The organism is Candidatus Thiodubiliella endoseptemdiera, assembly GCF_964212635.1.
GTDB lineage: Bacteria > Pseudomonadota > Gammaproteobacteria > PS1 > Pseudothioglobaceae > Thiodubiliella > Thiodubiliella endoseptemdiera.
The window spans coordinates 1573412-1597181 of the sequence record NZ_OZ156463.1 but is presented as its reverse complement, the minus strand read 5'-3'; the positions used below and the strand labels follow the sequence as shown (position 1 = coordinate 1597181).

Genomic DNA, 23770 nt, shown 5'->3' with positions numbered 1-23770 from the left:
ATATGAACAAACTAACCCATATTAACAACAAAGGGAATGTGCAAATGGTAGATGTGTCAGACAAGGAAATTACCACGCGGACTGCCAAAGCAAAATCTGTGGTGCTGATGCAGCCATCCACTTTAGAGTTGATTACTTCTGGGCAGCATAAAAAAGGCGATGTATTGGCAGTGGCGCGCATTGCAGGAATTCAAGCGGCAAAAAAATGTGCGGATTTGATTCCACTCTGCCACCCTCTTATGCTTACCAAAGTGGGAGTGGAATTGACTGCAAATATCGAAAAATCAAGTATTGAAATTGTTGCCACTACAAAACTTGATGGTAAAACAGGCGTAGAAATGGAGGCACTGACAGCAGTAAGCGTTGCAGCGCTCACAATTTACGATATGTGCAAGGCGGTTGACCGTGGAATGGTGATTAACCAAATTCAGGTACTGGAAAAATCAGGTGGCAAGTCTGGAAATTGGAAAGTATTTGATTGAGACCTTTGCATAAATAGGGATGATTAGCAAAATGACAGATTTTATTAAATTGGAAATTTTTTAAATCCACTCCTAGCAGGGCTAAGGGTGTTTTTAAAAAGTTTGTAATTTGATGAAAGATGGCGTTTTGATGATTATTCATATTTATGCAAAGGTCTCTGATTAAAATTTTATCAACAAAAATCTAATCTATGCGCCCTATTAGTAGTCAACAAATAACCGCTGTCATCTTGGCAGGAGGTCGCTCTAGTCGTATGAATACTCAGGATAAAGGGTTGATTCAACTCAATCAAAAGCCCTTAATCCAGTATGTAATTGAAGCTATTGAAAATGAAGTGAGCAATATCTTAATCAATGCCAATCGCAATCAAGAAATCTATCAAAAGTTTGTAAAAAACCCAGTTATTAAAGACAATACCACAGATTTTCAAGGACCTCTAGCAGGTCTTGCCAAAGCCATGGAAATTGTTACAACACCTTATATATTAATGTTACCCTGCGATTGCCCAATGATTGGTACAGCATTATTGACTACTTTAAAAGACCAACTAATAGAACAAAATGCGCAAATTTGTGTGGCTCACGATGGTGAACGATTACAACCTACTTTTGCCTTATTAAAAACTAACTTACTTGAAAGTTTGCTGACTTATCTAGCTGCTGGTGATAGAAAAATAAGTTTGTGGTATCATCAACATCAACTCTCCATTGCTGATTTGTCTCAATATCAAGATTTTTTCCTTAACCTCAACACGCCACAAGATTACGCTCTTTTAACCAAAAAAATATCTGTTGAAAATGTGCCAATACTCGGTTTTTCCGCCTTTGGTGGCACCGAAAAAACTACTCTAATCATTCAACTAATTACCTATTTAAAACAAAAAAACATTCGTCTCGCTTATCTCAAACATAATCACCATAATTTTGAAATAAACCATCAAGGAAAAGAGAGTTATGAATATTATCATGCAGGAGCCGACCAAGTATTAACCAGCTCTAGAAACAAATTTTCCCCAATTAATCGCTGTAAAAAACAAGAATTAGGATTATTTGATTTACTCAACCAATTAAACCTAGTGCAACTGGATCTTGTTTTGATTGAAGGCTTTAAAAAAGAAAATTTCCCTAAAATAGAACTACAAAGAAAAGCCCTTAATCACCCCAATATTTTTGAAAATGACGACAATATCATCGCCTTTGCTAGTGATGAAATTTTCACTAAATGTGACAGAGTGCCATTAGATATTAATAATATTGAACAAATTGGTGATTTTATTTTGGCATATATCGCACAACCTTAAAGTTTGCTAAAAATCGGATATATTTAGAGACCTTTGCATAAATATGAATAATCATCAAAACGCCATCTTTCATCAAATTACAAACTTTTTAAAAACACCCTTAGCCCTGCTAGGAGTGGATTTAAAAAATTTCCAATTTAATAAAATCTGTCATTTTGCTAATCATCCCTATTTATGCAAAGGTCTCTATTAAACAATTAGCGCAACTTATACCAAAACTTTGTTTTATGGGTTTTTTACGCAGTTAATTCTGTGTCGTTATAGATAAATTTACAAATCTGTAGGTTTAATACACTTTACCATTCTTTCTCAAGGGTTGCATAAGTAGGATTAGAGGCAACACAGAACACTGGTATAATGATTACCATAGGAAGGCATTATTTTATTTTCGGGTACAAATAAATTGACAACATTAATTGACCCATTTTCAAGAAAAATAAACTATTTGCGTATTTCCGTTACCGATCATTGCAATTATCGTTGTTTTTATTGTCGGGACGAATTTCACAATAACCGTACCACACGCTCCGAGGTATTGAGTCTTGAAGAAATTGCACGAATTGCTCGACTTTTTAGCGAACTAGGGGTTTCAAAAGTTCGTCTCACAGGTGGTGAACCGCTCATTCGTAAAAATATTTTATCCCTAGTTGAAATGTTGGGAAAAATTCCAAATATTAACGACATGCCGTTATCAACCAATGCACATTTATTAAAACAACATGCACAAGAATTACAGCATCTAGGTGTTAATCGGGTTAATATTTCCATAGACTCCTTGCAAGAAAAACGCTTTTCTGACATTACCCGTGGCGGTGATTTAAGTAAAGTAATCAAGGGAATTGATGCCGCAATTACGGCAGGAATGCACCCAATAAAACTTAATATGGTGGTTATGCAAGATACTAATGCAGATGAAATTGAAGCAATGCTTGATTTTGCCATTGATAGAGAAATTGACATTCGTTTCATTGAAACTATGCCCATTGGAACCAGTGGTATTGAAGCATCAAGACAACATATTAGCCAAGCGGATATTTTAGCTAGAGTAGAGGCACACCTAAAGCAAGACTTGCAAAAAATACAATTACACGACACTGATGGACCTGCTCATAATTATCAAATTATCAACTCAAAATCAAGAGTTGGAGTTATTTCTGCTGTATCGGATAACTTTTGCACCACTTGTAATCGTGTGCGTTTAACGGCAAAAGGTCAATTAATTTTATGTTTAGGGCAAGAAAACTCCGTTTCTTTGCGAGATGCTATTCGTGCCCATAAAACTGACGATGAAATCAAGCAAATTATTATTAATGCCATTGGTAAAAAACCGGAAAAACACGAGTTTGATACTAATATTAATAATATTGAACTACGCCAAATGGTGGAAATTGGCGGATAAAAAAATATGAAGATCAAAATAATCGCCCTTATTTACACAAAGACCTCTATAAGAGACCTTTGCATAAATATGAATAATCATCAAAACGCCATCTTTCATCAAATTACAAACTTTTTAAAAACACCCTTAGCCCTGCTAGGAGTGGATTTAAAAAATTTCCAATTTAATAAAATCTGTCATTTTGCTAATCATCCCTATTTATGCAAAGGTCTCTATAAAATTAATCGGTAACAACTATTATTTTTTCAAATAAAACTTTTTTATGAAAATACTTTATTTCGCCTCGCTTAAAGAATCGCTTAAAATTTCAAATGAAGAGATGGAAATAATTACTAATATATCTGTTAGAGAATTAAGATTAATTTTGATTAGCAAATACGGTGAGCAATATTTTCCAAGCAATATTTTATGTGCGGTTAATCACGAAATTGCAACCGATTCAACCCAATTAAATAATGCGAATGAGGTGGCTTTCTACCCACCTGTTACTGGAGGATAAAATGAATAATGCAAAAATTAAAGTCAGCTTTATTACTATTTTAGACCGTGCTAGATAGAGTGAATATGAATATGAGACCTTTGCATAAATAGGGATGATTAGCAAAATGACAGATTTTATTAAATTGGAAATTTTTTAAATCCACTCCTAGCAGGGCTAAGGGTGTTTTTAAAAAGTTTGTAATTTGATGAAAGATGGCGTTTTGATGATTATTCATATTTATGCAAAGGTCTCTATTAGTGGGTAGAAACAGCGAATAACACTTCCCAAACAACATTCTTTGTGCGGTTAATCACGAAACTACAAAGAGACTCAGACAAATTGAATAACAATGATGAGGTAGATTTTACCCACCAGTCACAGAGGGGTAATAACCACTTTGAATTGCTCAAAAATCAGTAAAATTGTCTTGATAATAATAAACTAGAAAACCAATGAAACTATACGCCCCCTGGGAAAAAGCCTTTAAGAAAATTTCAACACCTTTTGAGCATTTTTTACACGCTCAAACCACAACAGGAGTGGCATTAATGCTGACAACGGTATTGGCATTAATCCTTGCTAATTCTTCTTTATCTGATGTTTATACGCACATACTACATACAAATATAGATTTGACCATAGGCACTTGGTCACTGTCTCACCCTATTCATTATTGGATTAATGATGGGTTGATGACTTTTTTCTTTTTTATCATTGGACTTGAGATAAAAAGAGAAGTCTTGGCAGGAGAGCTGTCAAATATTAAAGTAGCAATTTTGCCGATTTTGGCTGCTATCGGCGGAATGATATTTCCTGCATTACTATACTTGATAATCAATAATGGTGGTGAAGGCGCAATTGGCTGGGGAGTGCCAATGGCAACCGATATTGCCTTTGCAATTAGTGTGTTGGTACTGTTAAAAAAGAGCATACCGACAAGCCTTGTCACCTTTTTAGTCGCATTGGCAATTGTAGATGATCTTGGTGCTGTTTTGGTGATTGCTACTTTTTATACTGACCAAATCCATTTATTGCCGTTAGCCTTGTCGGGGGTGTCTTTTTTAATATTGGTTGCTTTCAATCGATTTGGCATTCATACAATGTTGCCTTATTTGGCAGTGGGTTTATTTATGTGGTTTTTTATGCTGGAATCCGGCGTACACGCTACTATTTCAGGCGTTATTGCTGCGATGGCAATTCCGTCAAAACCTAAAAGAATACCCTCAGATTTTCCTAAGAAAATTAAAGGTTTGCTTGATGAATATGGTGAACACTCAAATCAGAGCGAACATAAGTTAAATGAAAAACAAAAAACAGTGTTAATGAAAATGGAAAGGAATATCAATGAAGTGGGAACGCCTGCTTCAAGATTAGAAAATGATTTACACCTGCCCATTGCCTTAATTGTTATCCCTTTATTTGCATTAGCAAATGCAGGAATTGTGATTGATTTAAATTCAATTGGTACAACGATTATGCAGCCTATCCCTGTTGGCATTATGTTTGGACTTGTCGTGGGTAAGGTAATTGGTATTTTTGGTGTCACCTGGTTGGCAATCAAAAGCAAGATTGCCAGATTGCCAAAAAACAGCACAATGAGTCAGATATTTGGCGTCTCCTTGTTAGGAGGTATCGGCTTTACTATGTCTATTTTTGTGGCTGATTTGGCATTTTTAGGTTCACCCGATTTTATCTTCCAAGCAAAAGTGGGGGTATTGGCAGCGTCTTTATTCTCTGGCGTATCTGGATATTTATGGCTAAAACTCATTGACAAATCTACTGAAACATTATGAACAAAACGCAAATCAAGATAGGTTTTATTACCATTTCTGACCGTGCTGCACGCGGCGAATATAACGATATTGGTGGTCCTTCCATGCAAGCATGGGTTAAAAATGCGTTGCTTTCGCCCTATACGATAGAACATATTATTATTGAAGACGAACAATCTTTGATTGAGCAAACAATGATTGATTTTGCTGATAATAAAAACTGCAATCTCATTCTCACCACAGGTGGCACAGGACCTACTACGCGTGATGTAACACCTGAAGCCACGCATGCTGTATGTGAGCGAATTTTTGATGGTTTCGCCGAACAAATGCGCACTGTTAGTTTAAAAACCGTACCAACTGCTATTCTCTCTCGTCAAACCGCAGGTACGCGTGGTAATAGTTTGATTATCAATCTACCCGGAAAACCCGAGGCAATTGCAGTATGCTTGGGTGCAGTATTTTTGGCAGTGCCAAAATGTTTGGAATTGTTAGACAGTTCAAATATTCAAATTGACTTGGATTTTGTAGAACAAAATTTTTAATTATTCGAGACCTTTGCATAAATAGGGATGATTAGCAAAATGACAGATTTTATTAAATTGGAAATTTTTTAAATCCACTCCTAGCAGGGCTAAGGGTGTTTTTAAAAAGTTTGTAATTTGATGAAAGATGGCGTTTTGATGATTATTCATATTTATGCAAAGGTCTCATATAGAATAAATATTATACAAAGACTTCCTCTAGAATATTATTTTTGATTTTTTCCCAGTAAATAAGCACCTATCATTGCTTGTGTGATATTTTCACTATGCTCTGATTTGGGGATGTACTGCTGAATAATGCGTTCAATTTTTGGCAGACATTCTATTTTTTGGTGTACTGCTTTTAGTTTTTCCAAGTCTAACACACCGTTATTAACACAGCCAACAACACAGCCTTTTTCATTAGAAAAAATAATGTCTTGATCCATCATTATTTCTAGTTGGTATGAATATAAATCAATATCATTTGCTTTAGCAATAGAGATATAAACCGATTGATAAAAATCATCATGATAGATAATATGTTCAACATCAAAAGTATTTTTTAAGGCATAGTGCTGCCCTTGATAATCAAAATCGATGGCGGCAGTAAGAGTATTTTTAAACATTATTTGGTTAATGATAAGAACAGTTTGGGTAACTCTTGTGGCAAAGATTCAATACGGTCAATGACAGAATAATGAGAGCCAAAAATATCAGAAATATACTCATCTGCTTTTTTATCTAAACTAATACAATACGGGTATAAACCTTTTTGCTGTACTTCTTGCACGGCTTTATGAGTGTCTTGAATCAAAGCTTGTGGGTCGTGAATATCGATATCTGCCGGCTCGCCATCCGTCAAAATTAGCATCAGTTTTTTATCACTTTCTTGCATTTCTAAATAATGCGCTCCGTGACGAATTGCCGCACCCATTCGGGTAGAAAACTCTGCTTTTAAATCTGCTAAACGCGATTTAACAGCATCATCCCAATGCTCGCTATAGCCCTTGATATGGTAATACATTACTTTTTCTCGGGTATCTGAGTTAAAGCCCGCAATGGCAAAGTTGTCACCTAATTGCTCTACTGCCCAACCCAATAATGACACCGCTTCTTGTGATAATTCTAAGATGGTTTGCCCAGATTTACCTACAACTTCATTCAAAGACTGCGATAAATCCAGTAACAATAAAACAGAAACGCTACGCGAATCGTGCTCAAAATCAACATTGATTCTGGTATCAGGTTGTGTGCCATTTTTCATATCAATCACACTACGCAAAGCAATATCTAAATCCAACTCTGCACCTTCTTCTTGGTAGCGAATACGCTTTTTATTCTGCGGTTTGAGTAAATCTAACACTTTTTTAAGCTGCTTAACCAATGCCGAATGTTTATCCAAAATTCTGTCAATCTTAGAGGCATCTGTATGCGAGTGCAAGCGTTCATAAACAGCCGTCCAATTGGGTTTATAAGACTCATACATATAGTCCCACTCGTCATAATAATGTGGTGGAATAACTTCAATGTCCTCTTCATCCTCTTCATCAGTGCGTTGTTCGTGTGCAAAGATTTCATCTTCTTCATCAAACTCTTCAATAAACAACCACATTGAGCGATTATCATCACGATAAGAGACTTCTGTATTATCAAAATAAACATTCGCCAATGCATCTGAATTACCTCTGGTTTTAATCAAATACCCTAAACCAAGGTTCAAACTATCAGCTGTACTGCTCTCTCCTGTTGCCATTAATGCCTTAAACTTTTCAACATAGATCAGGATAAATTCATTCTTATAAGGGTGCTTATCATCAAGTAATGCGCGTGTCAACATAATGCCGCGATGCCTTAGACAAGATTGATTACTGTCATCACAATCAAACTCATCGACAATAGGGATTAAGCTCAACCACAGTTTTTTTAAGCCTGGATATTCTTGAATTGCCAAATATTCAACCCTAGCATCTTCAAAAATTTCAGCAAAAAAACGCTGTTGTGGTGATGCATTGTCTGCCACAATTTTTGTGGTGAATTGGTAATGTGCGATTAAGTGTGCGACCAATGCCATGTAGCGCCTGCACGCATTAACTTCGCCAAATTTTTCATAAATATCAGGCAGGCGAATAATATCATCTTCTAAATAAGGATGAAAATGCTCTAGCTTTTCAAAATCTGGAGAATACGGCGCATACATAAAATTAGTTTTCCAAAGTGCCCTTTGAAAAAGATTGATTTCTCGCTCAACATCACTAAACAATAAACCTTTTCTTTGGCGTTGGAATACCGCTTTTGAATCTGCCGTTGTCAGTGAAAAATAGTCTTTTTGACGCTCTGGATGGTCTTGAAAATAGCGTAAACCGTAATCAATCCACTCGTAAATTCCTTCAAATTCTAGCTGCTCTAACAGTAAACTCATATTCGCAAGCATCGCCTCTAATGAAGGTGACGGATGTGTGTCATGAATGCCGTGCACTGAAAAAGTAGTCTTACTTAAATGGTATTCAATCAATGCTAAATATTCATCAAGTTGGGTGCTTTCTGTATGCTCAACAACCGCAACAAGCCCACTCAAAAATGGCTCTACAGAGGCTTTATTTGGGGTTCTGCAAATTTTTTGATAAGTAAAATCAACGATTTTTTTGATACTACCATCGCCATAATATTCACCCACCCAAGGCATCACTTTAAGAAAAGCGATAGATAAGGCATCACCCTGCCCAATCTTGCCTAAGAATTCAGCACCTTCATAATATTCATCCAAACTTTGCTCTGAGAGTTTTTCAATTGCTTGCTCAATATTCAGTTCAAAAACTTTTTGAACAGTTTTAAAGGCACAGTTTAATTTTTTCATTTTTAACAATCCTTCTAAATTAATTTTTGTTTAAGTTCTGTTAAAAATTTGTTATGCTTATTTTGTGCTGCGGAAATATATTCATCTAATTTTTTAATGTCACGGTTAACCGCCTCTAAGTCAATTTTTTCTTCAGGTTTGGCAGTGTTGACATAACGAGAAATATTTAAATTAAAATCATTCTCTTTAATTTCATCCATTGAAACACACCTGGAATAACGAGGCTGTTCTTTACGATACCTATAAGTATCAACAATTTTTGTTATGTCTTGTGGTCTTAGCGTATTTTGTCGTTTGCCTTTTTGGTAGTTTTCTTCATCACTGGCATTGATAAATAAAATATCATCAGGTTTTTTACACTGTTTTAAAATCAAAATACACACAGGAATACCGGTAGAGAAAAACAACCCTGCTGGCAAACCAATCACGGTATCAATATTGCCATCTTCTAATAATTTTGTGCGTATTTTCGCCTCAGCACCCCCACGGAATAGCGCCCCATGTGGCAAAATAATTGCCATCACCCCTTGTGGGCTTAAAAAATTAAAACCATGCAACAAAAAAGCAAAATCAGCGGTTGATTTTGGTGCTAATCCGTGGTTTTTAAAGCGCACATCTTTACCCATTTCCTCAACAGGGTTCCAACTATAACTAAACGGCGGGTTGGCAACAATGCCGTCAAACTTCATTTGTTTAGAAGGGTTTTGCTCACGCAATATACCCCAATCATTGGCAAGTGAATCCCCGTGAAAAATCTCAAATTCACTGTCTTTAACGCCGTGAAGCAACATATTCATTCGTGCTAAATTGAGACCTTTGCATAAATAGGGATGATTAGCAAAATGACAGATTTTATTAAATTGGAAATTTTTTAAATCCACTCCTAGCAGGGCTAAGGGTGTTTTTAAAAAGTTTGTAATTTGATGAAAGATGGCGTTTTGATGATTATTCATATTTATGCAAAGGTCTCTAAATTATAAGTAGTGATATTTTTTTCTTGGCCGTAAATTTTATCAATACTATTTGCACCGAGTTTATTACGCACATTTAATAGTAGCGAACCCGAGCCACAGGCGAAATCAAATACGCTGGCTAATTTTTGTTTTTTGCCAGCCGTTGGGTCTTGCCCATCTAGGGTTACGATTTCTGACAATATGATGGATATTTGTTGCGGGGTATAAAATTCCCCTGCTTTTTTACCACCGCCAGCAGCAAATTCACCAATTAAATACTCATACGCATCACCTAGCACATCACTTTTGTTAGAAAAATCAGCGATACCATCTGCAATTTTAGAAATAATGATGCAAAGTTTGTCATTTCTTTTGGTGTAATCTTTGCCTAATTTATCAGGAGTTAGGTTAATCTCTGAAAACAAGCCCTGAAAACTACTATGAAAAGATTCATTTTCAATATATTTAAACCCCTTTTGCAAGGTATCTAATAATTCTGTATCTTGCGTTTCTGCCATATTGGCAATTGCGTCCCACAGGTATTTAGGCTCAATCACATAATGCACTTTGCGACGCATTTGGTCTTCAAACATTTTAATATCTGCTTCGTTGTCTTGATACCACAACTGCAAAGGGCTAATAGGCGTGTTGGTATTATCAGGATAATCGTTTAATAATTCTTTTTTAACCGCACTAATATAGTTATCCGACAGGTAGCGTAAAAATAAAAATGACAGCATATAATCCCGAAAATCATCTGCATTCATTGCCCCACGCAGTTCATTGGCAATACCCCATAAAACTTTACCTAATTGTTGTTGTTCGTCTTTACTCATTGTTTTTCCATTGATAGGTAATTTTTAGGTCGTTAAAGTAATTCCAAGTAATAATTTTTTTATGTTGCATTCTACCAACAACAATACCAGGGGCGGTGCCAATTTCCTTTGCAAAACTAACAACATCTTTTTTTGTTTTTAAAGAAGATAAGTCATATTTTTGAGGAATTAAAATATCAGCAGCAAAGTTATTCGCTTCTTCTTCTAGCGTCTCGTTTATCTCAAAACCCCTTCCTCCCTCTAAAAATAGCTGTTTTGTATGTTTTAAAATATGCGCAATTTCATGAAAAAATGCAAACCAAAGATGGTCGTTTGTTTTATGCCGCAAACTTAATAACAATAAGGCTTTATCTCTGGTTAGCCATTTTGTAGCACCACTCACCGGGCATTGTTTAGGCGTTGGTACAAACACCACGGCAATGCCGCACGCTGCGCAAAGTTTTATTAATTTTGGCCTAAAATCATCAGGGTCTTTCGAAAGTGTCAACACCCTAAAATCGCCTAAAGTTTCTTTTAATTTTTTCTTATTAAAAGAATTGCAATCAATCTGATGTCCTAGCCTTTCCCCTTGCCTTACCCAAGTTTGAATGGCAATATCACTTCTGTTAAATTTGTCAGATGATTTAAAAACAACTTGATAATTATTGTTTTGCATATTTCTAAAGGCATCAATAGATGCGACACCATAAAATTTTAAACATTCTGTTATCTGCGAAACCTGATCACTAAATTTATTTATCCAATTAAATTTAATCATATCTTTTAAGGGTAATTCTTTTAACCAAGAAATAGAATGAGTTAACACTATTGACTCTTTTTCTTTTTCTAAAGCAATGCGATAATCTCCCTCCAAGTTTAGCCAAAAATTAGCAGAAATCCCTAAAACTTTTTCAAGTCGTAAGGCGGTAATTTCGTTAATCGTTGCAGTGCCATTGATAATCTTGTGGATATGTTTTGCTGAGTACCCTGTATTGGTTGCAAGGCTAGTTTTTGACAAACCAATATCCTCCATTCTTTCAACAATACTATCCCCTGGAATAACTTCATGCATCCAATCAGGGTTAAAACTGTATAAATTTTTACTCATGATAATCTCCAATATAATTGATATTAATTTCCCTAACTTTGTTCCAAATTATGTTGTTGTTTTCATCTTTGGCAGACTCTATTGCAAAAAAAGTTAATCTAACGCCCTGAAAAACAGTTATTGCAAATTGATCTTTTTTGTTGCCTTTTAATGGGTGAGGTTTGTCAAATTTAAAATCCCCCAATTGATTAACTGCTTTTAATTGTTGTAATCTTTTAAATAAAAATTTAGCATTTTTATCACCAAATTTTTTATTTGCTTCTTTTTTCGTATTACACAATTTTTCAAGTTTTCTTGTGCTAAAAAATATTTTCATAAATTAAAAAAACATAACCAATTAGGTAATAAATTTTATCATGGAATGATTAAGCAATGTTTGCTTACTTTAGTTTTCTGGAAATAATTTTTGCATTAAGCCTTTTTTGTGTTGTTTAAGGCTTAATAATTTTTGGCTTTGGGCATCAATTAATTCATCAAGTGAGGTTAGGCAATCGGCTATTTTTTGTTGTTCTTTTAAACTTGGTAAATTTATCTTTATGGTCTTTAAATCAGAAGCGTTGTATGATGGTAACGCTCCAACTTGCGCATATTTTGATAATTTTATAGTATCAAACCACTGCTTAATAAATATAATATTTGTTGCTGGTATAAATGCCATCATATTGTTATCAATCAAAAAAATATTAGCAATTCTTTTGCGTTCTAAGAATACCGCTGCACCAACTTTAGCAAAAATAATTGATTGTTCATTAATTGGTTTATAGTTTAGTCGCAAAATTTGCTCACTATTCACATAGTTATTGGCTGTAATCATAACTTTTTTATTGCTTTCAATATATGACATTTAACAGCAAAATTATTCATTAAAGAGACTTTAATTTGCCAAAACACTTGATAAAAATTAACTTTTAATCAAAAATAGCGTCAATCGCACCACGCATCGTCTCACGCACTTCGGCATCATCCGTAATCGGACAAACCAGCGACATATGGCATGCGTCTTTAACCCCAACGCCTGAGGCAATCAGCTTACCTGCATAGTTTAATAAACGCGTAGAAGCGCCCTCGTCAAGCCCGTGACCAACTAAATTACGCGTCGCTTGCGCAAGCTGTACCAATTTGGATGCCATGTCTGCATCAACACCTGATTCTTTTGCGACAATGCTTGCTTCTAATTCAGCGGATGCATAGTCAAAATCCATTCCTGTAAAACGCTGTTTGGTAGATTGTTTTAAATCTTTCATTAATGACTGATAGCCTGGGTTATACGAAATCACCAATTGAAAGTCAGGGTGTGCCTTTACCAGCTCGCCTTTTTTATCCAACATCAACTCGCGTCTATGGTCGGTCAAAGAGTGAATGACGACCATAGTATCTTGACGCGCTTCTACCACCTCATCTAAATAACAAATTGCACCGTAACGAGCCGCCAAAGTAAGCGGGCCATCGACCCAATGCGTGCCATTTGAATCAAGCAAATAGCGACCAATTAAATCACTGGCGGTAATATCTTCGTTACAAGAAACGGTAATAATTGGCTTATCTAATTGATGTGCCATATGCTCAATAAATCGTGATTTACCGCAGCCTGTTGGGCCTTTTACCATGACGGGTAATCTTGCATTATAAGCAGCAGTGTAGAGTTCTACCTCATTTGATTGTGCTTCATAAAACGGTTCTTTTTCAATTTTAAATTGATTAATATCAAAATCTGGCATAATTCCATCCTTAATAATCGTTAGTATTTATACTAAAAAAGCCCCTGTAAAAATAACTTTTCACAGAGGCTTTTTTTAACTATTTGTTACAAGTTTACTTGTGAACGCCTAACTTGTCTCTCCAACCAGGATATAGAGTATCAGCATCACCTGGGAACGACTCAAATGCACGAGCAAATTCATTATGGTCTTTAGCGAATTCAATCGGATCAGCTTTAGCCATCCAACAATCATACGCTTGACGAAGTGACTTAGCACCTGCCGCAGGAGAATCGATGTGACCGTAAGAACCACCACCAGAAGTGTTGATTACATTACCATGACCTAAGTTTTCAAAGAAACCCGGAAGACGCAATGCATTCATACCACCAGAAATAATTGGCGTAGTCGGCTTCATACCAAACCACTCTTGATGATAAGCTGGACCATCAGCACTATCACGCTCAATCATATATGCAATATGTTTGTCATCTGTACCACCTTCCATTTTACCAAAGCCCATTGTACCCACATGGATACCAGACGCACCCATAAGGCGAGAAAGTTTAGCAAGAACAAATGCAGTGTAACCACGAACAGCTGATGGAGAAGTGATTGCTCCATGACCCGCTCTATGGTAGTGTAAATATTGGTCAGCAAAATTACGACGCGCTGTTGTAACCATACCACAACCACCAACATAACCGTCAACTAGGAATGCAACATGGTGTGCATTTTCACCAAATGTTTCCAAGATGTATTCACCACGAGCAATCATTTCATGATGGTCGTCAGCAGTAATGTTTGCAGAGAAAATCTTAGCTTCGCCTGTCTCGTCTTGCGCACGCTTCATAGCATCAGCAACTAGAGGTGTTACATCCTTCATGCGAGCATAAACTTGGTTACCTTGAGGCTCATCGTTTTTAATAAAATCGCCACCTAACCAGAATTGGTATGCTGCTTCAGCAAAAGGCTTCGGACGAAGACCTAACTTAGGCTTAATAATAGTACCGGCAATGTAACCACCATTTGTACGGTCACGGCCTAACAAGTTCCAAAGGTCTGTAATATCCATTGATGGGCCATCGAAAATATCAAGCATTTGCTTAGGAACATGGAAGTCAAACATTTGCGCACATTGAACATCACCCATGCCTTGATTATTACCAATTGCAAGCGTAAGGAATGACACAACCATCGCACGGCCATCAATCATATTACGATCAAACAAGCCACATGGGTATGCAATTTTCATGATGCCTTTAGCTTCATCAATTTCATAAACCATTGCATCTAAGTCTTTAGTAAAATCATCAGTTGTTGATACCTCTACATTTGTTCCTGTTGAACTCTCTGCTGCAAAATGCGCAGCAGTTTCTAAATAACCACCAAAACCTGGCATTGGTGTCATTGTGTAGGCTACAAGAATGTGGCCGCCTTCTTTGATTAGCGTGTCTTCGTCTAATGACAAATCTGCATATCTATTTGATTGATCCATTGTGGACTCCTTCTATTAAAAAAACAACATCATACAATAACAAATAAATAATGTAAAATAATATTTATTTAGTAAATAATAACTAAAACTTATGATTAACTACACACTCAAACAACTGTATAGCTTTGAGGCAGTTGTGCGTTTAAAAAGCTTCACCAAAGCCAGCAAAGAATTAAATATCACCCAACCCGCCGTATATATGCAAATCCAACAATTAACACAAAATATCGGCACAGACCTTGTAAATACTAAGGGAAAGAGAATCTCTCCCACCCATATCGGCAAACAATTCTACCAAACCTGTCTAGCCGTCATCAAAACCCTAGAACAATCCAAAGCTGACATCGAACAAACCCTTAACCCCGACTCTGGTCACCTAGAAATCTCCGTTGCCACCACCACCAATTCTTTCGTCTCCCGTGCCCTGGCACAATTCAAAAAACAACACCCTAAAATGACCTTCCACCTAGAGGTTACCAACCGCCAACTATTACTAGAAAAACTCTCCCACCACAATGCTGATTTAGTCATTATGGGTGAACCTCCTAAAGATATGTCCCTAATCGCCCAACCTTTTATGGAAAACCCCCTCATCGCCATCTCTCACCCAAACCACCCACTACTCAAAAACAAACGCAATTCCATCAAAAAACTCAACAAAGAAACCCTAATCACCCGTGAACAAGGATCAGGCACTCGCATCACCATCGAACGCACCACTGGAATGAAATTCAACTCAGAAATAGAGATTAACTCCAACGAAGCCATCATTGAAGCCGTTCAAGCAGGGTTAGGCATTGGTTTTGTCTCCAAACATACCGTGCAATTAGAACTAGAAAACAACATCATTAAACAATTAAATGTAGATAAATTTCCCGTCACCCGCCACTGGTTCGTCGTCCACAGCGCCAAAATCCAACTCACCCCCATCGCCCAACGCTTCAAAGACTTCATTATCACCCTAGCCCCTTGACACCCTCAATGGACAAATACTATGCTCATCGAAATGGTCACCTCCAAACGAGGAATGCTTCTTTCAAGATAAAGGCTTGGTCTCTATTCATCGCCCTGTCCAAACTCATTGACAAATTTCTATAACCAAAAAAAACCACTCTGCTTTTTTGTGGATAATCATCACTCTTAATCAAACACTTCAAGCGAGACCTTTGCATAAATATGAATAATCATCAAAACGCCATCTTTCATCAAATTACAAACTTTTTAAAAACACCCTTAGCCCTGCTAGGAGTGGATTTAAAAAATTTCCAATTTAATAAAATCTGTCATTTTGCTAATCATCCCTATTTATGCAAAGGTCTCCAAGCATTATTCGGTTGTCAGAAAACCTTTACAAATGATGGCTTGATAAAGATAACAGAGAATTTTATTTATTCGCTTTTGGCTTGGTGCGTTTTCTTTCAGTTTCATTCAACAAACGCTTACGAATACGGATATTGTTTGGTGTTACTTCTACCAGCTCATCATCGTCGATGAATTCTAATGCTTGTTCAAGGTCTAATTTGATTGCAGGAGTTAATGAAACTGCTTCATCTGTACCTGAGGCACGAACATTAGTCAGTTGCTTGCCTTTCATAACATTAACCACTAAATCATTTTCACGAGTGTGGATGCCGACGACCATACCTTCGTAAATATCAGTGTTGTGTTCAACGAAGAATTTACCTGATTTTTGCAAGTTGAAAATTGCGTAGGCAACCGCTTGACCTTGTGTCATTGAAATGAGTGAGCCGTTATTTCGTTGTCCGATAATGCCGTCTTTTTGTGGCTTATAAGCGTCGAAAGTAGAGTTCATCAAACCTGTGCCTGTGGTTGCTGTCAAAAATTCTGTTCTGAAACCAATCAAGCCACGAGCAGGAATGTTAAAGTCTAATTTAACACGGCCATTACCGTCTGGCATCATATTGGTGAGTTCTGCTTTTCGCTCACCCAACTTTTCCATCACCGTGCCTTGATGCTGACTTTCAACATCAACGCTTAAATCTTCAAACGGCTCACAAGTTACACCATCAATCTCTTTTAAAATAACTTGTGGGCGACCTACTGCTAACTCAAAACCTTCACGACGCATGGTTTCAATCAAAATAGAAAGGTGTAATTCACCACGACCTGAGACGATAAATTCTGATGGATCGTCTGTATTAGCAACGCGTAAAGCAACATTGTAAATCAATTCTTTATCCAGACGGTCGCGGATATTTCGTGAAGTAATATACTTGCCATCTTGCCCTGCAAATGGCGAGTCATTCACACGAAATGCCATTGATACCGTCGGCTCATCAACGCTAAGTGGTGGTAATGCTTCTGCATTTTCCACATCACAAACCGTATCTGAAATAGAAATGCCTTCAATACCCGTAATACAGGCAATATTGCCCGCTTCCGCACTATCAATATCCACCTTTTCCAAACCCATAAAGCCCATCAAACCTGCAACCTTTCCCTTGCGTTCTGTGCCATCAGCACTCATAATCATCACTTGTTGATTCTTCTTAATCGTGCCACGAGTGATACGGCCAATACCGATTGCACCAACGAATGATGAATAATCTAACGCGGTAATTTGCATTTGTAATGGGGCTTTAATATCAACTTCTGGTGCTGCTACTTTTTCAACGATGGTTTCAAACATTGGGGTCATATCGCCCTCACGCACATCGTCTTCTAAAGACGCGTAGCCATTAATACTTGAGGCGTAAATAATGGGGAAATCTAATTGCTCATCGGTTGCACCGAGCTGATCAAACAGGTCAAACACTTGGTCAATAACCCAGTCAGGACGCGCTGCATCTTTATCAATTTTATTGATAACTACAATTGGATTGAGCCCTTGGTCAAAGGCTTTCTTAGTCACAAAGCGAGTTTGTGGCATTGGGCCTTCTTGTGCATCAACTAGCAATAAAACCGAATCTACCATTGACAATACTCGCTCTACCTCACCACCGAAGTCTGCGTGTCCTGGAGTGTCAACGATATTAATATGATAACCATTCCATTTAATTGCTGTGTTTTTACTGGAAATCGTAATGCCCCGTTCTTTTTCTAAATCATTCGAGTCCATCATTCTGTCTGAAGACTCAAAACGATCATTGAAAGTCTGTGACTGCTCTAATAATTTATCAACTAAAGTCGTTTTTCCGTGGTCAACATGGGCAATAATGGCAATATTTCTAAGTTTCTCGTTCATACGATTTTTTAAGGGTGGTGAAAAAAACATTATTATCCCCTAAACTGCCTATAATATCCAGCAGTATTAGCGTTTAATGATGTAAGCAATAATGGCAAAAAATAAAGGCAGTTCTGGGCGTTGGATGAGTGAGCATTTGAGTGATGAGTATGTCAAGCGTGCGCAAAAAGAAGGCTATCGTTCAAGAGCAGTTTATAAATTAACTGAAGCTATTGATAGAGATAGGTTTATTAAATCGGGTGATATTGTATTAGACTTAGGTGCTGCACCTGGAGGATGGAGTCAGGTTGCTATCAAAATCGTAGGTAAAAAAGGTCAGGTGATTGCCAGTGATATTTTGGATATTGAACCGATTGATGAGGTGGATTTTTTGCAAGGAGATTTTACTGAATTATCCGTTTATGAAGAATTATTGTCATTGATTAAGAGTGAAAAAGTCAATGTAGTGCTGAGTGATATGGCACCGAATATGAGTGGGCAGTTATCCGTTGATATTCCAAAATCGCTGCATCTTTGCGAGTTAGCGTTAGATATGGCAGTCAAAACGCTGACGCCGAATGGCTATTTCTTTATCAAGGTTTTTCAAGGAGTAGGGTTTGATGAGTATGTCAAAGCCTGTCGCGCTGCTTTTGTCAAAGTGGTAATTCGCAAACCAAAAGCATCTCGTGCTCGTTCTAAAGAGGTTTATTTACTGGCAAATGGGATAAAATAACCCCTATGAAATTTGAAGATATTCAACAATTAATTCAAGATGATGTTACCAAAACAGATGAGGTGCTGGTTGAGCATTTAAGTTCTGATGTAGCGTTGATTAATCAGATGAGCAGCTATATTGTTAATGCAGGGGGCAAGCGTTTACGCCCGCTATTGCTGTTACTCTGTGCTCGTGCCACTGATTATCAAGGCACACATCATCATTTGATGGCGGCGGTAATTGAGTTAATTCACACGGCAACTTTGCTACACGACGACATTGTCGATGAATCTGAGTTGCGCCGGGGAAAAGACACGGCTAATGAAGTTTGGGGTAATGCTGCTAGCGTTTTAGTTGGTGATTTTCTGTATTCTCGTGCTTTTGAAATGATGATTAAACCCGAGTCAATGCGTATTATGACTATCTTATCTAAAGCCACCAATGAAATCGCACAAGGAGAAGTATTGCAATTGCTTAATTGTCAAAATGCAGCGCTTACCGAAGCTGAATATTATCAAGTGATTGAACGCAAAACAGCGGTGTTATTCCAAGCAGCAACACAGATTGGTGGTATTTTGTCCGAAGTAGATAATGCCCAAGAAAAAGCACTTAAAGACTACGGGTTATATCTCGGCAATGCTTTCCAAATTATTGATGATGTGTTGGATTATCAATCTGATGCCTCAACGATGGGTAAAGAAGTTGGCGATGATTTGAGTGAAGGCAAGACCACTCTGCCGATGATTTATGCTCTTGCAAATACTTCGGGTGCAGATAAGCAATTACTTGAATATGCGATTAATAATGCTGACAATTCCAAAATTCAGCAAGTAATTGCCATTTTGCAATCCGTCAAAGCCTTTGAATATACTCGTGAACAAGCGCAAAAATCAGCCGATTTAGCCAAGCAATCTTTATCTATTATTAAAGATTCTGAATACAAAGACGCACTCATCGCACTTTGCAATTTGTCGCTACAGAGAAAATCTTAAATGGCATTATCCGCTGAGTTAAAAACTCAAATTCGCGATTCTTTTATCGCTTTAAAAAACGATATGAATGGCTTCCAACTGCGAGGCTCACAGAACAAAATGATTGCCGAAATATCCAAAACCTTAACAGGGGAATACCCAGATAGCAACCGACTTTTATGCGTAGAAGCACCAACAGGCACAGGCAAAACTTTTGCCTATTTGCTCAGTGCCATTCCGATTGCCAAAGCCAACAAAAAAAAATTAGTCATTTCTAGTGCTAATGTCGCTTTGCAAGAACAACTGCTGACCAAAGATTTGCCAGAAGCAAAAAAATATTGCCCCGTGGATTTTCAATACGAATTAGTCAAGGGACGCTCTCGTTATGTGTGTATTCGAAATCTGATTAATTTGGCTGAAGGGAACACAGAGGATGATGCCAATCTCTTATTTGATGAGCCACCTGGCGTCTATCAATTGAAAGAAATGAAAGACTTATTAGACGATTATTCTGCCAAAAAATGGAATGGTGAAGTGGATGATTTAACCCGCACACCCGACCACAATATGTGGGGAAAAATTGCCTGCAATCGCTTTACCTGCACGGCAAAAAGTTGTGAATTTTATAATGATTGTTCTTTTTTTAAATCTCGCAAAAAAATCAGCAAAGCTGATGTTATCATTGCTAATCACGATTTAGTTTTGGCTGACATCTCAACGGGCAATACAATTTTGCCCGATGTTAATGAGTCAATTTTCATTTTTGATGAAGCACATCATTTGAATGCCAAAGCACTTTCGCATTTTTCTCTGAGTGTTAGCACCGAATTTATAAAAAGTAGTATTCGTCAAGTCAAAGGCGTGAGTGAACAGATTTGTAAACTCAGTCAACAAGACGCTATTGAATTCAACATCAAACAAATGGATGATTATCTGCAAGATTTAAGTCTTTTATTTAAGTCTTTGTCTTTTGATGATGATGTGCATTTATTTAAACAAGGGAAAGTGGATAATGCTATTGCTGAAATTGCTCAACATATCAACACTCTAAATACCCAGCATTTATCTCGATTTGTTATCCTTAAAGATTCGTGGATAGACTACCTTAGAATCAAGCCAATTGACAAGCAAACCTCTGACACTTTGAACAATGCCATCGGCGAATGCGAGCAACATATGATTGGCATTAATGAGTTGTTAACTTCATTTTTAAAAACTGATGATACCAAACAATCCCCTTATTCCCGCTGGATTAGTGAAAAACTTACCAATAAAAAAACTAACTACACACTCAACAGCGCACAAACTGATATTTCCACCAATTTAGACAACCTGATTTGGTCAAAAGTCTCAGGCTGCATCCTAACTTCTGCCACCCTATCTTCACTCGGTAGTTTTGACAGACTCAACAAACAATTGGGTTTGGTGAAAGTAGAAAACCAATATTTACGCCTGCCTTCGCCTTTCTCATTTGAGCAAGTGGATTTTATTGTTGCTAAATTCAACGCCAACCCAACACAAGTCTACGAGCATACACAAGAAGTTGCCACACAATTATTGGAGCGTATTAACAACGATGAAGGCACCTTGGTTTTATTCGCTTCAAACAAACAAATGCAAATGGTGGCAGATTTGGTTGAAAATAAGTTAGAACCGCATTTGTTGGTACAAGGTGAATATTCCAAAAAATTGATTTTAGAAAAACACATTAGCCTGCGTCAACAAGGTCAAGGGTCAGTCATCTTTGGATTGGACAGTTTTGCCGAAGGCGTTGACCTCAAAGGTGATAATCTCACTCATGTGGTTATTGTTAAATTGCGTTTCAGTGTGCCTAATTCCCCTATCGACAAAACCCTTGCAGACTATTTGCAATCGAAAAATCGCAATCCTTTTATGGAAATTTCATTGCCAGACGCATCGCTCAAACTCATTCAAGCCTGTGGTCGTTTAATCCGAACGGAAACTGATACTGGGAAAATTACCATTTTTGACAATCGACTAGTAACAAAGTTTTATGGTAAACAACTATTAAATGCCTTGCCCAGCTACAATATCGTCATCGAGTAGTATTAGAATTCTAGTCGCTGACTGAGACGCAATTTCCTCGCTTTGAATACAGCATTTTTAATGAGGTTTTTTTGTTCAAAATCTAGTAATATCTCATCAATGATGGGGATGCTTTTTTCAAGGCTTAGTCCAATAGTAAGGCGTTTATCATAGAGGATTTTTAACATTAAATAGTCTAATCCTGTCAGTAAGTCTAAAATACTTTTATCATTTGCCACTGATGGGTTGACCCAATCTGAATCATTTGGCAAACCCATAGCCTGAGTTAATTCCTCTACAATACAAGCAGGCAGTAAACCGTATTTCATCGCATGGTCCACAGGGATAATCACCGTAGCTTGAACCAGTTCGTACATTCGATGTTTGATAGATAATAAACAATTTGATTCTGTGGCAATATTCTTAATTTTGGTATTGGTGTATTTTTTAATTGCTTCTGCGTAAAACTCGCGTTTGGTGAGGATAATTTTAAAATTAGGATTTTTGTCACTTTGAGTGATTGGTAAAGCGCTAATATCAGAAAGGTCTTTAAAATGGTCATCAATCATATTTTCAGCCATTTTAAAAGGCGGTGGAAATTTAAAATAATTTATCTGATATCTAATACCCTTATTCCAACGCCTTAATTTGCTTGTGCCTTTTCTATATTCATTTTTGTAAGCAATTTCAAAAAAAGCTTTTTTGATGTAATTCTTTGACTGCCATGTCGCATCTTGTGCATCAACACGCAACACCAATGTGAGTAATAAACATAAAACCCTCAACCCAAAAAACATCTATTTTTCGTTAAGCGCACCGCCAAACCCACGAGAAATAGGCTTGATGAGATAGGTAAATAATGAACGCTCTCCAACCTTAATATCAACTGTACCTGACATACCAAGCTTTGGATTGATAAGCTTAGATTTTTCATTATCCTCATGTTCTGGACCTTCAATTTTGATATTAACTTGATAAAAAGCCATTTCCCTACCTGAAGGACCTTTATCCAATAAAGTATCAGAACTAATATAAGTCACTGTGCCTTTCAAACCACCAAAAATTGTATAGTCAAAAGCATCCAGCTTAATCGTTGCTGTCATGCCAAGTGTTAGCCTGCCAATATCCACTGGATTAATTTTTGCCTCCAAAACAACGCCGCCCTGAGAAGGGGATATTTCCATCAACTGCTCGCCCGAGCGTAACACACCGCCAACTGTAGTCACTTTTAAATCCTTAACAATACCATTCACAGGGGAATACACATCGGTATATTGCAAAACACTGCGCTGTTTTTTCAACTTATACAAAATACTGGATAATTCACCCTCCAATTTCTTAGCTTCGGCACTAAATTTTTCATAAAATTTATTCTCAGTATCAGCCACTTTACGCTGAAGATCTAACACCTTTTGCTTGTATTTTAATACTTCTAATTGACCAACATCACCATCTTTTTCTAGATTTTTGGTAATTCTCCATTCCTCGGTGCTAATTTGGAGGCTTTCTCGCAATATTGACATTTCTTGCCTTAACGAACGCTCTTGTTGATTGTATAACGCGGTTTGAGCTCGAATAAAATCAGGGTATTTTTTTGACAACTTATCAAATATTAATGGCTTTTTCAATAAAATAGCTGTTACTCTTGAAAGTCCTGATTTAAGGTGTGCCGCTTGGGATTCAACTTCATAATAACCCGCTTGCGCACGGTCTTTTTCCAATGTTGCTAGCAATTGTCCCTGCTTAACGACTTCGCCCTCTTTAACCAAAAGTTTAGACAGGACACCACCATCTGCCACTTGAATAACTTGGTTGCTGCCATTTGCCACTACTTTGCCTTGAGAGCGAACAGTTTCATCAATATCAAACAAAGTTGCCCACAAAACAAAAACCACCAAACCGCCCAAAAGTACATAAACAATTGAGAACGAATGCTCTATTTTTAACAAGACAGTTTCTAACTTCAT

General features: G+C 37.1%; 26 protein-coding genes and 2 pseudogenes. 13 read left to right on the top strand and 15 right to left on the bottom strand.

Translation table 11 applies throughout. The features are described from left to right. Nucleotides 1–2: 2 nt before the first annotated feature. On the top strand, nt 3–482 hold the full coding sequence (gene moaC / locus AB8525_RS08730; RefSeq protein ID WP_369177435.1) for a cyclic pyranopterin monophosphate synthase MoaC: 480 nt from the start codon (nt 3–5) through the stop codon (nt 480–482). On the opposite strand, the gene AB8525_RS08725 is transcribed toward moaC, so the two are convergent. After that, nucleotides 418–624, bottom strand: a complete 207-nt coding sequence (locus AB8525_RS08725; RefSeq protein ID WP_369151005.1) for a hypothetical protein — start codon at nt 622–624, stop codon at nt 418–420. The genes moaC and AB8525_RS08725 overlap by 65 nt on opposite strands. A gap of 112 nt (nt 625–736) precedes the next feature. On the opposite strand from AB8525_RS08725, the gene mobA reads away from it, so the two are divergent. The 5 genes from mobA to AB8525_RS08700 all read left to right on the top strand — a co-directional run bounded on the left by mobA (nt 737) and on the right by AB8525_RS08700 (nt 3681). Then, nucleotides 737–1783, top strand: coding sequence for a molybdenum cofactor guanylyltransferase MobA (gene mobA, locus AB8525_RS08720; protein ID WP_369177434.1), 1047 nt, complete (start codon nt 737–739; stop codon nt 1781–1783). A 43-nt stretch (nt 1784–1826) separates the two neighbouring features. Continuing rightward, complete coding sequence (locus AB8525_RS08715) at nt 1827–1976, top strand: hypothetical protein (RefSeq protein WP_369150050.1); 150 nt, start codon at nt 1827–1829, stop codon at nt 1974–1976. A 210-nt stretch (nt 1977–2186) separates the two neighbouring features. Then, nucleotides 2187–3182, top strand: a complete 996-nt coding sequence (moaA, locus tag AB8525_RS08710; RefSeq protein WP_369177432.1) for a GTP 3',8-cyclase MoaA — start codon at nt 2187–2189, stop codon at nt 3180–3182. A 69-nt stretch (nt 3183–3251) separates the two neighbouring features. Beyond that, a complete protein-coding gene (locus AB8525_RS08705) occupies nt 3252–3413 on the top strand; it encodes a hypothetical protein (RefSeq protein ID WP_369177430.1) in 162 nt (53 codons plus the stop codon). Nucleotides 3414–3444: 31 nt separating this feature from the next. Next, nucleotides 3445–3681 carry a MoaD/ThiS family protein gene (locus AB8525_RS08700; RefSeq protein WP_369150997.1) on the top strand — a complete coding sequence of 79 codons (237 nt, stop codon included), beginning with the start codon at nt 3445–3447 and terminating at the stop codon, nt 3679–3681. Nucleotides 3682–3721: 40 nt separating this feature from the next. Here AB8525_RS08700 and AB8525_RS08695 read toward each other — a convergent pair whose 3' ends face one another. Next, complete coding sequence (locus tag AB8525_RS08695; RefSeq protein WP_369150994.1) at nt 3722–3898, bottom strand: hypothetical protein; 177 nt, start codon at nt 3896–3898, stop codon at nt 3722–3724. A 313-nt stretch (nt 3899–4211) separates the two neighbouring features. Between AB8525_RS08695 and nhaA the strand changes: the two genes are divergently transcribed. Together nhaA and mog are read left to right on the top strand one after the other, a co-directional pair. Further along, nucleotides 4212–5456 carry a Na+/H+ antiporter NhaA gene (gene nhaA / locus AB8525_RS08690; RefSeq protein ID WP_369177429.1) on the top strand — a complete coding sequence of 415 codons (1245 nt, stop codon included), beginning with the start codon at nt 4212–4214 and terminating at the stop codon, nt 5454–5456. Further along, nucleotides 5453–5980, top strand: a complete 528-nt coding sequence (gene mog / locus AB8525_RS08685; RefSeq protein WP_369150990.1) for a molybdopterin adenylyltransferase — start codon at nt 5453–5455, stop codon at nt 5978–5980. Before nhaA ends, mog begins: the two co-directional genes overlap by 4 nt. Here mog and AB8525_RS08680 read toward each other — a convergent pair whose 3' ends face one another. From AB8525_RS08680 to AB8525_RS08635, 10 genes and pseudogenes are all read right to left on the bottom strand, one after another. Continuing rightward, nucleotides 5981–6130 carry a hypothetical protein gene (locus AB8525_RS08680; RefSeq protein WP_369150687.1) on the bottom strand — a complete coding sequence of 50 codons (150 nt, stop codon included), beginning with the start codon at nt 6128–6130 and terminating at the stop codon, nt 5981–5983. A gap of 56 nt (nt 6131–6186) precedes the next feature. Beyond that, nucleotides 6187–6588 (bottom strand): hypothetical protein, encoded by a 402-nt coding sequence (locus AB8525_RS08675; protein WP_369150988.1) that lies wholly within the window; start codon nt 6586–6588, stop codon nt 6187–6189. Beyond that, a complete protein-coding gene (locus tag AB8525_RS08670) occupies nt 6588–8816 on the bottom strand; it encodes a nitric oxide reductase activation protein NorD (RefSeq protein WP_369177427.1) in 2229 nt (742 codons plus the stop codon). Before AB8525_RS08670 ends, AB8525_RS08675 begins: the two co-directional genes overlap by 1 nt. 14 nt (nt 8817–8830) lie before the next feature. Beyond that, a pseudogene (locus AB8525_RS08665) lies at nt 8831–9625 on the bottom strand (N-6 DNA methylase); the annotation flags it as partial. 161 nt (nt 9626–9786) lie between these two features. Next, a pseudogene (locus tag AB8525_RS08660) lies at nt 9787–10605 on the bottom strand (N-6 DNA methylase); the annotation flags it as partial. Then, nucleotides 10598–11692: a HigA family addiction module antitoxin gene (locus AB8525_RS08655; RefSeq protein WP_369177425.1), complete on the bottom strand. Its 1095-nt coding sequence runs from the start codon at nt 11690–11692 to the stop codon at nt 10598–10600. The pseudogene AB8525_RS08660 and the gene AB8525_RS08655, both read right to left, overlap by 8 nt. Next, on the bottom strand, nt 11685–12008 hold the full coding sequence (locus AB8525_RS08650; protein ID WP_369150976.1) for a hypothetical protein: 324 nt from the start codon (nt 12006–12008) through the stop codon (nt 11685–11687). Before AB8525_RS08650 ends, AB8525_RS08655 begins: the two co-directional genes overlap by 8 nt. Before the next feature lie 69 nt (nt 12009–12077). Beyond that, a complete protein-coding gene (locus AB8525_RS08645) occupies nt 12078–12536 on the bottom strand; it encodes a restriction endonuclease subunit S (RefSeq protein WP_369177424.1) in 459 nt (152 codons plus the stop codon). Nucleotides 12537–12600: 64 nt separating this feature from the next. Further along, nucleotides 12601–13410 carry a CbbQ/NirQ/NorQ/GpvN family protein gene (locus tag AB8525_RS08640; RefSeq protein ID WP_369150972.1) on the bottom strand — a complete coding sequence of 270 codons (810 nt, stop codon included), beginning with the start codon at nt 13408–13410 and terminating at the stop codon, nt 12601–12603. A 94-nt stretch (nt 13411–13504) separates the two neighbouring features. Further along, a complete protein-coding gene (locus AB8525_RS08635; RefSeq protein ID WP_369150971.1) occupies nt 13505–14887 on the bottom strand; it encodes a ribulose-bisphosphate carboxylase in 1383 nt (460 codons plus the stop codon). Between the two features lie 91 nt (nt 14888–14978). Between AB8525_RS08635 and AB8525_RS08630 the strand changes: the two genes are divergently transcribed. Next, on the top strand, nt 14979–15860 hold the full coding sequence (locus AB8525_RS08630; RefSeq protein ID WP_369177422.1) for a LysR family transcriptional regulator: 882 nt from the start codon (nt 14979–14981) through the stop codon (nt 15858–15860). A 203-nt stretch (nt 15861–16063) separates the two neighbouring features. After that, nucleotides 16064–16381, top strand: a complete 318-nt coding sequence (locus AB8525_RS08625; protein ID WP_369150964.1) for a hypothetical protein — start codon at nt 16064–16066, stop codon at nt 16379–16381. Here AB8525_RS08625 and typA read toward each other — a convergent pair. Next, on the bottom strand, nt 16272–18092 hold the full coding sequence (gene typA / locus AB8525_RS08620; protein ID WP_369179053.1) for a translational GTPase TypA: 1821 nt from the start codon (nt 18090–18092) through the stop codon (nt 16272–16274). The two genes, AB8525_RS08625 and typA, sit on opposite strands and share 110 nt — an antisense overlap. 91 nt (nt 18093–18183) lie before the next feature. Between typA and rlmE the strand changes: the two genes are divergently transcribed. From rlmE to dinG, 3 genes are read left to right on the top strand one after another with little or no spacing between them, the layout of a single operon-like run. Then, nucleotides 18184–18804, top strand: coding sequence for a 23S rRNA (uridine(2552)-2'-O)-methyltransferase RlmE (gene rlmE / locus AB8525_RS08615; RefSeq protein WP_369177420.1), 621 nt, complete (start codon nt 18184–18186; stop codon nt 18802–18804). Nucleotides 18805–18809: 5 nt separating this feature from the next. Beyond that, nucleotides 18810–19778: a polyprenyl synthetase family protein gene (locus AB8525_RS08610; RefSeq protein ID WP_369177418.1), complete on the top strand. Its 969-nt coding sequence runs from the start codon at nt 18810–18812 to the stop codon at nt 19776–19778. Beyond that, nucleotides 19779–21824: an ATP-dependent DNA helicase DinG gene (dinG, locus tag AB8525_RS08605; protein ID WP_369177416.1), complete on the top strand. Its 2046-nt coding sequence runs from the start codon at nt 19779–19781 to the stop codon at nt 21822–21824. It abuts the gene before it with no gap. A 2-nt stretch (nt 21825–21826) separates the two neighbouring features. On the opposite strand, the gene AB8525_RS08600 is transcribed toward dinG, so the two are convergent. Continuing rightward, entirely contained in the window at nt 21827–22588 is a 762-nt protein-coding gene (locus tag AB8525_RS08600; protein ID WP_369177415.1) for a DUF2927 domain-containing protein, read from the bottom strand. A 12-nt stretch (nt 22589–22600) separates the two neighbouring features. Next, nucleotides 22601–23770 (bottom strand): HlyD family efflux transporter periplasmic adaptor subunit, encoded by a 1170-nt coding sequence (locus AB8525_RS08595; protein ID WP_369177413.1) that lies wholly within the window; start codon nt 23768–23770, stop codon nt 22601–22603.